Annotated in this window: 9 protein-coding genes; 5 read left to right on the plus strand and 4 right to left on the minus strand. The window is 64.5% G+C overall.

Annotation, left to right across the window (positions count from 1 at the left end; all coding sequences use genetic code 11):
* Positions 1-179 precede the first annotated feature (179 nt).
* Genes galE through ACFFJ6_RS18930 form a run of 3 tightly spaced genes read right to left on the minus strand, consistent with a single transcriptional unit; the run spans position 180 to position 3411 of the window.
* A complete protein-coding gene (gene galE, locus ACFFJ6_RS18920) occupies positions 180-1190 on the minus strand; it encodes a UDP-glucose 4-epimerase GalE (protein ID WP_378390670.1) in 1011 nt (336 codons plus the stop codon).
* A 17-nt stretch (positions 1191-1207) separates the two neighbouring features.
* Positions 1208-2218, minus strand: coding sequence for a glycosyltransferase family 2 protein (locus tag ACFFJ6_RS18925; RefSeq protein WP_378390672.1), 1011 nt, complete (start codon positions 2216-2218; stop codon positions 1208-1210).
* Positions 2215-3411, minus strand: a complete 1197-nt coding sequence (locus tag ACFFJ6_RS18930) for a glycoside hydrolase 5 family protein (protein WP_378390674.1) — start codon at positions 3409-3411, stop codon at positions 2215-2217. The genes ACFFJ6_RS18925 and ACFFJ6_RS18930 overlap by 4 nt, the downstream gene beginning before the upstream one ends.
* A 623-nt stretch (positions 3412-4034) precedes the next feature.
* On the opposite strand from ACFFJ6_RS18930, the gene ACFFJ6_RS18935 reads away from it, so the two are divergent.
* Entirely contained in the window at positions 4035-5507 is a 1473-nt protein-coding gene (locus ACFFJ6_RS18935) for a glucosamine inositolphosphorylceramide transferase family protein (RefSeq protein WP_378390676.1), read from the plus strand.
* On the opposite strand, the gene ACFFJ6_RS18940 is transcribed toward ACFFJ6_RS18935, so the two are convergent.
* Entirely contained in the window at positions 5462-6670 is a 1209-nt protein-coding gene (locus ACFFJ6_RS18940; protein ID WP_378390678.1) for a GNAT family N-acetyltransferase, read from the minus strand. The genes ACFFJ6_RS18935 and ACFFJ6_RS18940 overlap by 46 nt on opposite strands.
* A gap of 312 nt (positions 6671-6982) precedes the next feature.
* Between ACFFJ6_RS18940 and ACFFJ6_RS18945 the strand changes: the two genes are divergently transcribed.
* From ACFFJ6_RS18945 to ACFFJ6_RS18960, 4 genes are all read left to right on the plus strand, one after another.
* Positions 6983-7807: a glycosyltransferase family 2 protein gene (locus ACFFJ6_RS18945; protein WP_378390680.1), complete on the plus strand. Its 825-nt coding sequence runs from the start codon at positions 6983-6985 to the stop codon at positions 7805-7807.
* A gap of 64 nt (positions 7808-7871) precedes the next feature.
* Positions 7872-9026: a glycosyltransferase family 4 protein gene (locus ACFFJ6_RS18950; protein ID WP_378390682.1), complete on the plus strand. Its 1155-nt coding sequence runs from the start codon at positions 7872-7874 to the stop codon at positions 9024-9026.
* Positions 9023-10993 (plus strand): hypothetical protein, encoded by a 1971-nt coding sequence (locus tag ACFFJ6_RS18955; protein ID WP_378390684.1) that lies wholly within the window; start codon positions 9023-9025, stop codon positions 10991-10993. Before ACFFJ6_RS18950 ends, ACFFJ6_RS18955 begins: the two co-directional genes overlap by 4 nt.
* On the plus strand, positions 10980-11741 hold the full coding sequence (locus ACFFJ6_RS18960) for a hypothetical protein (protein WP_378390686.1): 762 nt from the start codon (positions 10980-10982) through the stop codon (positions 11739-11741). Before ACFFJ6_RS18955 ends, ACFFJ6_RS18960 begins: the two co-directional genes overlap by 14 nt.
* Positions 11742-11745 lie beyond the last annotated feature (4 nt).

Raw genomic sequence — 11745 nt, forward strand, 5'->3', positions numbered from 1 at the left:
GAAAACAGAGGCAGCGCTGGGATCGTCCTGCGATGAATTTCGCAACGGATATGTCGGCGGGCGTTCCGCGCCCACGCTGAGAGCCTGGCGCCCTCCCGGGCGATGTCCGGCTTGATGAGTTGCAGACTGTCAGCTTCAGGATCGTCCGCGGCTTCCTCCCGCGCAGGCAGTACGCGGCCTCAGGCGCCCGCGTAGCCTGCTGGATTCATGGATTGCCAGCGACAGTGGTCGGCGCACATCTGCAGAAGTGAGCGGGTGGACGTCCAGCCCATGACGGATTTCGCCAGAGACGGATCGGCGTAGCAGACGGCGACGTCGCCGGTGCGGCGCTCACCGATTTCGTAGGGGACGCGGCAGCCGCTGACCGCCTCGAAGGTCCGGATGACCTGCAGCACACTGCTGCCTTCGCCGGTGCCGAGGTTGAGGGTCAGAATCCCTGGCTCGCTCAGTTGCCTGAGCGCTCCGAGATGGCCCTCGGCCAGGTCACAGACGTGGATGAAGTCGCGCACGCCGGTGCCGTCAGGCGTCGGATAATCGCTGCCCCACACCGTGAGCTTGTCGCGTCTGCCGACGGCCACCTGGGCGACGAACGGCATCAGGTTGTTCGGGACCCCGAGCGGATCCTCTCCGATCAATCCGCTCTCGTGGGCACCGACAGGATTGAAGTAGCGCAGGATGCAGATCCGCCAGTCGCCGCCGGCGGCATGCACGTCCCGCAGAATTTCCTCAACGAAGAGTTTGGTGCGTCCGTACGGGTTGGTCGGCGCCAGCGAATGCGACTCGTCGAGTGGCAGGTAGGAGGGGGCGCCGTAGACCGTGGCGGAAGAGCTGAAGACGATGGTCCTGACCCCGGACCGCTGCATCGCCGAGAGCAGGCGCATCGACCCGATCACGTTGTTGTCGTAGTAGCTCAGCGGCTGCTCGTTGGATTCGCCGACCGCCTTGAGCCCGGCGAGGTGGATGACCGCGGTCACGCCGTAGGTCGTCAGGACGTCGTAGACCGCCTCTTCGTCGCGGATGTCGGCCTGTCGGAAGTGGACCGGCCTGCCGCAAATCGACTGAACTCGCTCTAGCGAGGCAGAATTGCTGTGGGATAAATTGTCGAGGACCACCACATCCAGTCCTGCATCCAACAAAGCGACCGCCACGTGAGAGCCGATATAGCCTGCGCCTCCGGTCAGCAAGATCATGGGACGTCCCATTTTAGTTAGCCGGCCGGACCGACGCGGACGGTCGTGCCCTGGCTCTGAGCGGGCGCCACTCCGCCGAGACGGGTCCTGGCGTAGGCGAAGGCGGTAAGTGTAAAGCCAGCCACGATCGCGCCGGCTCGTCCGAGAGCGCCGGGCTCGCCGCGCAGCGCTGCGACGAGATTGCGGGCCACGGCGCGCGGCAGGACCTCACGGACATAGCGGTTCTCAGCGCCGAGGCCGTCTGCGTGGCCGGTCAACCGTGTTAGTACCGCCTTGGCGGTACCTTCGACGAGGCAGCGCTGAACGAAGTATTTCCATGTGGTCCGCTGGGCCGGAACGCAGTGCCGGACCTGCGCTCCGCGCCTGTAGGCCCAGTGGCAGCCGGGATTGAGCCGCGCGGTTCGGATGCTGAATTCGGTCTCTTCGCAGCTTTCGGCCTTGCCGCCGATGCGGGCTTTGCCGCTCACCGAGAAACCGAGCTTGCGGCGTCCGAGGTCCGAGGTGAAGCCGCCAGCGCGGCGTAGGACGTCGGCCCGTACCGACATGTTGGCGCCGACGGGGTTGCGGATGCGTCCCTGCTGGATGTGCATGCCGGCGTAGGTGCAGCCGACTACCCATAGAAATTCGTCGGGAAACCATGCCGGCCGCGGCGCCCGCCAGAGCGGCTCCACCGGACCTCCGGCCCCGATCACGGCCGGATCGAGATAGGCATCCAGCAGCGCGGCCAGCCAGCCGGGCTCGGTGACGGCGTCGTCATCGAGGAAGGCGATGACGGTCCCGGTTGCGTGCGCTGCGCCTGTCATCCGCGCGCCCGACAGGCCGGCGGGCCCTTCATTGGCCAATATGGTCACGCCGTCGATCTCACGCGCTGCGCGCTCGCGCAGGTGCTCGTTGTTGTCGATGACGACGATGAGCTCCCGTGCCGGCGGCTGCTGAGCGCGGACCGACGCGACGGCCCTGGTCAGGTCGTCCCAACGGTCAAGAGTGTGTGCGCAAATCACGACGGAAGCATCGATCGTTTCGGTCATCGGGCCTCTCGGGTGGTTGAGGGGGGGTGGTCGTCGCTCGCGGTTGAGCGTTTCCGGGCGGCTGCGGTCCTCAGCGCCTCCCAGATCGGGCTGCCGTCGTTGCGGACGTCGAACTGGTCGTGAAGATCGGTCGGATAATTGCCGCTGTCTTGGCGAGAGACCAGTCGCCACACCACCCATCCGGCACAGTCCGGACCGCGGCTCAATGTGTCGAGCCAAAGGGCGTAGGCGTCTGCAGCGTCCGGGTTGGATCGGGCGTAGCCGAATTCTTCCAGCAGCACCGGCTTGCCGGCGCGCGCGCCGACTTCGCAGAATTCGCTGATGGTGCGGTCGAACTGGCGGACCGACAGCTTGTAGTAGAGCGGATAGCCGTGCCAAGTGCCGAAGTCGAGACTCTGCACGGCAAGGTCGGACATCCGGTCGATCGCACCGGCATGCCCTGATCCAACAAGATGATTGGGGTCGAGCGATTTCACGTAAGCCGACATCTCGGCGGACCAAGCCAGACGCAGCGTTTCCGGGACGGCGTTGCCCTCGTTCATCAGCTCCCAGGCCATAATCGTCGGGTCGTCACGATAGGTCATTCCGGTCAGCGAATTGACCCGTCCCACGACGTGCGCAACCCAGCGCCGGTAGTCGGCCTTCGGGCGCGGATCGTCGAAAAAAAATCCCGCCTTGTCAGTGCTGCCGTACCAGGCCCGCATCTGCTGCGAGCCGCCCGTGTAGTCCCAGAAATCGAGGAAGGCGATGATGAGTTTGAGATTGCGCTTGGCGGATTCGGCCAGCAGAAAATCCACTTTCGCCATGCCGTCGGGACCGTCGTTGATCGCCATGGCACCGGCGACGTGATCCCAATACAGCAGGTAGGTTCCTCCGACGCCGAGGTTGCTGGCATCGGAGCTGGATCGCCACGCCCAGATGGTTGCGCGGCTACCATCGAGCGATCCGATCACCGGTTGGAGAAACGTCCGAACCACGTTGGCTCCCAGAGCCACGGCGTCGTCGAGGACGCTAAGAACCTCCCGCCTGGATCCAAATGTCAGATAGTGGTTGTTGACGCCGGTGACGTAGAAGGGTCTGCCATCGAGCATGAAGGCGGTGCCGGAGGTCTTCACGAAATTCGTCGAGGCGCGAGCGGTGTCGGTAGACGAGCTCCAGGCCGCGCAGAGCAGCGCGATCGCGAAGACGGCCATTCCGGCGCCCCGCAGTCCGTGCGTTGTCCGACCCCGGTTTCCGTTCATAGACGAAAGCTGACTACGGCGGAGCCCGCAATGCCAGCCGCCCAGAGGGGGTACCCCCGATGGAGATTGCCGATTTGCCGGCGCTGCGTTCGGGCAAGGGACTTCGTCGCCACTGCGGGTATTTCCGCCTAGGCAGAAGATAGCGCTCCTCCGGGCGCAAATTGATCTTCTATCGTGGGAGGACCTATCGGGGCTGGCAAAGTTGATATTGACATCACGCATGTCAGCGGAACGACAAGGAAGCAGCGCGGCGTTCCCTCGCCTGTGTCAACTTGCGTTTATGGCGGCGTTACGACGCGGCTCAGATGCGGCCCCGGCCGACGGATAATCCGTCGGAGGAGGGTGATCAGCATCCGAGCATCCTCTTTAGATCGTTTGGACTGCCATAGTTTCTATTTCAGTATCAGGGCAGACCGAACAGGCGCCGTTGGCGAATGCACATATGCCTCAATCTTGATCGATCGCGACTCTTCCGTTGGCATTCATGGCTGGCGGATGCCCTCGTTGCCGTGCCGGGTCAAAAGGTATCACGCAAATTTGCAGCAAAATCGCGCCCGATCCCGCTTGGCGTTTCGTTGCTGCTCGATCTTGAACGGATGATCTACCGGCTGGATCGGAAAGGCGCCATGGAGCGGGCGGACCCGGCCGTCATCGTGCTCGCGCCGGAACGGGACGACGTCCCGGACGTGGTGGTCGATCTCGCCGGCGACGAAGCGCCGCCCGCCGGACGCCGCGTTCTTACGCCGATGTTCAATGGCATCCCCGGCGAGATCGGCGTCATGGCCGCCTTGAGCGGGGGCTGTGGTCTCTCGATCGAACTTCACGATACGGCGCGCCCGCAACGGCCGTGGACGGCCCGGCCTGCGAGCCCGGATCGAGAGGTGTTTGCCGCCACGCTCGACGCCGTCTTGTCGTGCGCCGTGGCGCTGATCCTCAAGGCCATCTCCGAAAAGTGCGGCACTGCGGCCGAACCTGCCGCAGCACCAGTACTCGCCCATCCGCGTTTCGGAACCGCCGGCGCTCTCGCGGCGGCCAGCGGCGCCGTTGCGGCCAAGGCAATACGCCTGCTGGGCATCCTGGCGAAGGGAAGCAAGGAGTGGCGCATCGGCTGGCGGCTCGATAGCCGGGGCGTGAGCTTACTCGATCGGGGCGAGGCCGCATTCCGCGTTCTCACGGGCGGCGTGGGCAGCTACCTCGCCGACCCATTTCCGTTTCGGTACGGTGGACGCGACTTCATCTTCGTCGAACAGTACCTGCATTCCAAGAACAAGGGCTGCATCGCCGTGGTGCCGATGGACGGGCGGGGCGTTGCCGGACCCGTCGAAATCGTGCTCGAGGAACCGCATCATCTGTCGTATCCGATGGTGTTCGAGCAAGCCGGGCAGATCTGGATGATCCCCGAAGCTGGCGAGTCGGGGAAGGTCACGCTGTACCGTGCGGAGTCATTTCCTTACCGATGGAAGCGGGAGGCCGACCTGGCCAGCGGGAGTGAGAACTACGATGTCACTCCGCTGCCAGACGGCTCCGGTATCTGGTTTTTTGCTGCCCAGCGGCTGTGGCGGTCGTCATCGTGGGACGTCCTGAACATCTATCACGCTGACAGCTTGAACGGTGTTTGGAAGCCGCACGGCGCGAGACTAACGTTGATCGACGCCACCCTGAGCCGTCCGGCCGGCGACTTCATCCGGCGCCATGGGCAGACGCTCCGTCCAGTCCAGGATTGTGCGCGTGGCTACGGAGCCGGATTGACATTTTGTCGGATCGACGCGCTCGACGCCTTGGATTTCGTGCAGACTCCGGTCGGTCGCATCGTGGCGGGGCCGTACGGTTGCCACACCTATAATCACCGCGACGGCATAGAGGTGGTCGACCTGTTCGGTCGGATCGCCGACTCGGACGAAGTAACAATTTCCTACGTACCGCTGCCAGCGGCCGCAGCTGCGGAGCGCCCCTCCGCTCATCCCGAGTCTTCGGCCTTTTCCGAGATCCGATCAGGTGCCGCTCACTCGGCGGCGTTCCGGAACTCGGCCAGAGCGCGCTTTCCCTGACGGACCATCGCTTCGATGCGGTGCTCGATCGTGTCGCGCCCGACCACGACGCGTTTCAACGTGCGCTGGGCGTTGGCCAAGCGCGTTTTGTGAGCGGCCGATCCCGCCATGAAGTCGTAGCCGCGCTCGCCGCGCGCGAAGCTGTCCTCGATCGCCAGAACGTGGCTGAGCAGGCCCGGCTTCAGCTTGGCGTCCTCTTCGTACAGAAAGCCGCTTTGGTAGTGCAGGACCTCGCCGTCATGCACGAAGTTATAAAGCACACCGATGGTGTGGCCGCCGACCGTGGTGCGCGAAATCCGCACCGCACCGGTGGGAACGCCGCGGGCGATCAAGTCCTCGTGAAAAGGGCGGAAGACTGGATTAGCGAAAGCGCCCTTGCGGCCCCAGCGCGCGTTGTGAAGCTCGGCGAACTCGGCGAAGGCGGCCAGCGCCTCCGGGACCGTCTCCATGATGCGGTGCTCCACCGGCCCGCGTTCCTCATAAAGACGTAACGTTCGGCTGACCGCCTGGCGGGTGTTGCGGCCGAGCGAGGCGCGATAATCTTTGTTGGCGCGGCGGATCTCGCCGAAATCCACCCAATGCGCGGTGTCGACGTTGGTCGCCTCGGCGCGTAGCCCGGCGTTCGCCGCGACGCGGCATGTGGCGGCGTCAAGATCGGTGGTGATACCCGACAGCACCAACTGATCGAGCCGGCCAAGATGGCGGACCGCACGATCGAGGCACTCGATGGTGATGGCCTCGCCCGCCGAGCGGTCGACTAGAATGCCGTTATATTCGATGGCGAGCCGGTCGAAGCGGGCGTCACCGGTCTCGTGGAGAAACCATCGTGCGCGGGGACGAACCCCAAGACGCCATGTCTTGCGGCGACAGACGATGGCCATCCCGACGACCCGGCCGGACATCATGGCGGTGATCAGATGCGGCGTGACGTTCTTCGGCAAGTGCGCCAGCCATGTTCCGATCCATAGCCACGACGTGAAGAAGGAGGGAGCGGCGCGCGCTTGCAGATCCCGCCACCCGGCTTCGGTCGCTGCAGAGTCCCCGAGCGGCTCAATCCGTACTTCGACGGCGTCGGCCCGCTCGGTGTCGCCACCGGTGATCACGCGGAGCGGGGGCTGGCGCAACCGACGGGCGGGATGACTTGAAATCGACGTCTGCGGCATCGGGACCTTCCTGGCAGCTTGCAGCCGGGTGCGTGGCCGCCGTCGCTGTTCGATCTCGGCGGTGACCCAACGACCTTGTGCCTCGACGCGCCGATAGTGAAGGTCCCACTGAGGTTACCTCCGGGGTAGTCGGCGCGGTGCATTGTGATTACTCCGTGGGATCGGCCATTGGGTACCGCGTCTGCCTCTCTTCGTTCCGCGTCCTGACAGCGTCGGTCTAATGCTAAGGGACTACCCACCCATAGCGCTTCCAACATCATCGGGCTTCGATGAACCTCCAGGCAGCCGAATTTGGCCAGGAGAAACGCTCCCATGAACGCTCCGGTACCCCATCCAATTGCCGAGTCCGTCCCGATTGCCGAGTCTGCTCTTGCCGAATCCGCTCGGACGCCCAGCTTCTCGTCAGTCGAATATGGTTTGCCGCCGACACTGTCGCTTCCACGAGTCAGCTTCATCGTTCCGACGCTCAACGAGGCTTTGAACCTGCCGCATCTCTTGCCTCGGATTCCGGCATGGGCTCACGAGGTGGTGATCATCGATGGCCGATCGACCGACGACACGGTTGCCGTCGCCCGCAAGCTTCGCTCCGACGTCAAGATCGTCATGGAGCCGCGGCGCGGAAAGGGAGCCGCGCTACAAGCCGGCTTTCGTGCGGCGACCGGCGATATCATCGTGATGCTCGACGCCGACGGCTCGATGGATCCCGACGAGGCCATCCTGTTCGTGGGCGGGTTGATGGCCGGCGCCGACATGGTCAAGGGCTCCCGCTTCCTGCAGGGCGCGGGGACCGACGACATGTCTCTCATCCGCATGCTCGGCAACTGGGGCCTGACGACAACCGTGCGGCTGCTGTACGGATGCGCCTTCTCAGACCTTTGCTACGGCTACATGGCGTTCTGGACGCGTCACGTCGACACCCTGAAATGCGACTGCGACGGGTTCGAGATCGAGACACTGATCAACGTGCGTGCCCTGAAGAACCGGCTGAAGATCGTCGAAGTGGCGAGCTTCGAGGCCCCGCGCATCAGCGGCCTCAGCAACCTGCGTGCTCTCCCGGACGGCTGGCGGGTTCTCAAGACCATCCTGCGCGAGCGGATTCTCGGGCAGGTCGCGCCGGTCGGCTATGGCGTGTCGTAGCTGGCACCTGCCGAACCGCACGAAAGCGAAGCAAAATCGACAGCTCAAGAGTGGTGATCGTTCGATGCGAATTCTGATGGTTGCCGCTCGCTGCCATCCATTCATGGGTGGCATCGAAACTCACATCCGGGAGGTCGGTCCGCGGCTGCAGTCGCGCGGCCACAGCGTCGACGTGCTCACGACCGACCCGTCCGGCGAACTACCAGTCGAAGAAGATGTATTGGGGATGCGCGTCCGGCGGGTCAGGGCCTGGCCGAAGGACCTCGACCTGTATATCGCGCCGGGCGTCTATGCGGCGATCCGAGAAGGCACCTGGGACCTGATCCACTTCCAGGGTTACAGCACGTTCGTGGTGCCGATAGGTCTGTTCGCCACTATCCGGGGCGATCTGCCGTTCGTGCTGACCTTCCACAGTGGCGGGCACTCGTCGCGCCTGCGCAATGCCGTGCGCGGCACCCAGCAGGCCATGCTGCGGCCGCTGATATCACGGGCTGACCGCCTGATCGGCGTCTCCGAATTCGAGGCGGACTTCTTCAGTGCCCGGATGGGCGTGCCGCGGGAGCAGTTCGCGGTGATACCGAACGGGGCGGCGATGCCAACACCGAGCCCCGGCGTTCGGGTCGATCCCAACCTGATCGTCTCGAGCGGCAGGCTGGAACGCTACAAGGGGCATCATAGGGCCATTGCGGCAATGCCCGAGGTCATTCGGCGGCTTCCGGAGGCACGGCTTCACGTCGTCGGCACCGGACCCTACGAGAACGCGCTGCGGAGCCAGGTGCGCAAGCTCGGTCTCGATGATCGGGTGACGATCGGCGCAATCCCGGGTGGCGACCGGCAACAGATGGCGGACCTGCTGGCGAGAGCGGGCCTGTTCGTGTTGTTCAGCGATTATGAGGCGCATCCCGTGGCGGTGATGGAAGCACTCGCGCTGCGGCGTCCGGTGCTGGTCAGCAAGTCTTCGGGATTGGCTGAACTCGCCGCGAAGGGCCTGTGCCGAGCCATCCCCTGCGGCGCCAGCGCTGTCGAGACGGCTGCGGCGATCGCCAGGGAGATGACCACCACACGTTTGTTTCCCGACCTGGCGCTCCCGGACTGGGACGATTGCGCGGATGCATTGATGGACGTGTATTGCGGTGTGATGACCGCTCGGTCTGCGGCGCGAGGGGCCTCTGGCAATGGCCGGTTGGCGCTTGTGCCTCGAACAGCGCCTCGCCGATGACGACCGGCGACATCACGCTCGGAACGTGGACCGGCCCGGTCAGAAACCGTGTTCGGCAGGTCATGGCCGTGATCGGGCCGGATTTTCGGGACGGTGCAGCCGAGCCTGTGCCGCAGCCGGCCAAGCCGGGCGTGGTGGCCGTATTGTTCCTGATCGTCTCGGCCGCCTTGTTGCTGGTGGTGCTGGGGCAGGGCGCGGGCCGACGTGGCGAAGCAATGGCGCCGGTGCTGTTCTGGCTCGGTATCGCCCTGATGGTTGTTCCGATCAGCTTTCGCATCGCATGGCCGGATGCGTCGCGCGGCGAGCGACTTCTACTGCTGTTGCTATTGGTCGAGGCGATGTTCTTCTGCAGGACGGTGTATTCACCGACCAGCTTCACGCCGCACGATGAATATCTGCATTGGGTCGCGGCCGACGATCTGATGACGGCTCGACGCCTGTTCCTGTCCAATCCCTTGCTCGAAGTTGGATCGACCTACCAGGCTCTGGAGATTCTGGCGACGTCGCTCGCCGACCTGACACGCCTGCCGTTATTCGCTTCCGCAATGCTGCTGCTCGCAGTGCTGAAGGGCACCTTCATCGTCGCGCTGTTCCTGCTCTATGAGAAGATCACCGGCTCGGCACGGATCGCTGCGGTCGGCTCGCTCGCCTATATGGGCTGCTCGACGTTTTTCCTTTTTGAGGCGATGTTTTCGTACGAGAGTCTCGGCATCGTGTTGTGCGCGTTGGCTTTTGCGATCGAGGCGGCCTCGCGAAACGACGCCGGCCCGCAACGGGCAAGAGCGCTGTTACTCATCGGCCTGATACTCGGCGGCATCGCAGTTACCCATCACCTCTCGGCTGTTTATGCGGCGATCTATTTCGGCGCGGTGGCGACACTGGATCTTTTGCGCCGAGACGGGTCTCGGCGAGAAGCCCGAGTTGCCATTGGTGCCGTCATGGCGGTTGCTCTGCCGCTGCTCTGGATGGAGTTCCGTGGCACCGATCTCGGCGCTTATCTCGGTCCGGTGATCGAGAGCGGCGTCAAGACTCTTTTGACGAAGCTACACGGTGCGGCGATGCAGCCGCCCGATCCGCTCGCCGACGCGAAGGCGCCGTCGCAGCCCCTCGTGATGCGGGTAATCACGCTACTCGGCGTGTTGCTGACAGCAATCGGGTTGGCGACTGGGTTCTTCAGGTCGCTTGCGCTTTCGATGGTTGGTTCGGGCCGGGCGGGCTGGCGGTCGATCCAACATGTGCTGGAGCGGCGTTGGAGCGATAGCCGCATCGTATTCCTCACCGTGCTCGCCTTCGGGTTTCCGCTCTCGGTCCTGTTTCGGCTGAGTATCGGCGGGTGGGAAATCGGCAATCGCATGGGGACGCTGGCATTCTTCGGCGTTGGACTGGTCGTCGCGGCTGGAGTCGTCCACTTCTGGCAGGGCCTGTCGCCGCGGGGATGGCGTCTGTTTGCACCGCCGCTCGCGCTCAGCGTGATCGTGCTGAGCGGAATCACGAGCGCCTCACTCGATCTGATCCGGGGGCCTTATCGGGTGGCGGCGGATGCCCAGTCGGTCGAGGCGATGGCCGTCGGAACCGCGCGCTGGACCAAGGAGTGGATGGGGCCTGGCAACCGCTTCACCTCCGACCGCGTCAACCGTCTGCTGCTCGCCGGATACGGGCGTCAGGACGTGAGGCTCGATATCGCGCCGGGTGTCAATTCGGCGCGCGTGTTCGGGAGTGCGACGCTATCGGGCGACGATTTCTGGGCCCTAGCGCAGAGCGACGTGGACTTCCTGCTGGTCGACATGCGCCTGACCGCGGCTCCGCCGGTTCTCGGGTTCTACTTCGAGCCATGGGAGCCCAGAACCGACAAGCCGATCGCAGTCGATGCGCTGAGCAAATTCGAGGACATTGAGGGGGTTGGACGGATCTACGACAACGGCTTCATCCGGATCTACGACATGAGGGGAATGCATGTACGCCCCTAACAACCGAGACCTTCTGTTGGCGTGCCTGTTAGCCAATCTGGCGGTGCTCGCGGTCGCCATGACGGACAATGCAATCCTGCGGACCGTTCTCTGCCTTCCTCTGGCCTTGCTGGTCTGCGGCCATACGGCGGTCCGGGCGATCGGGATCGCTGCGAACTCGATTGCTGAGCACCTTGCCTACGCCATCGGGGCGAGTCTTGTGGTCGGGATCGCCGGCGGCCTCGTGCTCAACGCGGTTGGTGCATTGTCTCCGCTCGGCTGGGCTGCTTGGTTCTGGCTGGTCGTGGTCGGGTCATCGTTGTTGGCGATCCGCAGTGGCGGGGCCGCTCTGGCACAATTTGTTGTGCCAGGTGGTACGCCGAACGGCGTGCGGCCGTGGCACGTCGGTGCGATAGCCCTCTCGCTCATGATCGCGACCGGAGCCTACGTCCTGGCTGTTAGGGACGAAGCGGCGCAGCAGCAGTTCAAGTACACCGAGTTCTGGCTGCTGCCGGCGGATGACGGCGGACGGCTGAAGGTCGGCGTGCGCAGCGGCGAGGCGAAGGGGCAGCGGTTCGACGTCGAGGTCGTTCTGGACGGTCGTCCGATCGCCACCTTCCGTTCGCTCGAGATGGCCCCCGGCGAGACCTGGACCCGCGAACTGCCCGTCGCTCCCGGCGCGACGCCGCGACAGGCGGTGGCGAGACTGTACCGACCCGATGACAACCGCCTCTACCGCAGCGTCTCGGCCTTGCTCGGGCGAAGCTGAACGG

Source organism: Rhodopseudomonas telluris, assembly GCF_042432815.1.
In the GTDB taxonomy this organism is placed as follows: domain Bacteria; phylum Pseudomonadota; class Alphaproteobacteria; order Rhizobiales; family Xanthobacteraceae; genus Rhodopseudomonas; species Rhodopseudomonas telluris.

What these genes read in the sequence shown, in the direction of transcription:
- ACFFJ6_RS18925 (WP_378390672.1), bottom strand. Translation starts at nt 2,218, where the DNA reads ATGACCGAAACGATCGATGCTTCCGTCGTGATTTGCGCACACACTCTT.
- ACFFJ6_RS18930 (WP_378390674.1), bottom strand. Translation starts at nt 3,411, where the DNA reads ATGGCCGTCTTCGCGATCGCGCTGCTCTGCGCGGCCTGGAGCTCGTCT.
- ACFFJ6_RS18940 (WP_378390678.1), bottom strand. Translation starts at nt 6,670, where the DNA reads ATGCCGCAGACGTCGATTTCAAGTCATCCCGCCCGTCGGTTGCGCCAG.
- galE (WP_378390670.1), bottom strand. Translation starts at nt 1,190, where the DNA reads ATGATCTTGCTGACCGGAGGCGCAGGCTATATCGGCTCTCACGTGGCG.
- ACFFJ6_RS18945 (WP_378390680.1), top strand. Translation starts at nt 6,983, where the DNA reads ATGAACGCTCCGGTACCCCATCCAATTGCCGAGTCCGTCCCGATTGCC.
- ACFFJ6_RS18955 (WP_378390684.1), top strand. Translation starts at nt 9,023, where the DNA reads ATGACGACCGGCGACATCACGCTCGGAACGTGGACCGGCCCGGTCAGA.
- ACFFJ6_RS18960 (WP_378390686.1), top strand. Translation starts at nt 10,980, where the DNA reads ATGTACGCCCCTAACAACCGAGACCTTCTGTTGGCGTGCCTGTTAGCC.
- ACFFJ6_RS18950 (WP_378390682.1), top strand. Translation starts at nt 7,872, where the DNA reads ATGCGAATTCTGATGGTTGCCGCTCGCTGCCATCCATTCATGGGTGGC.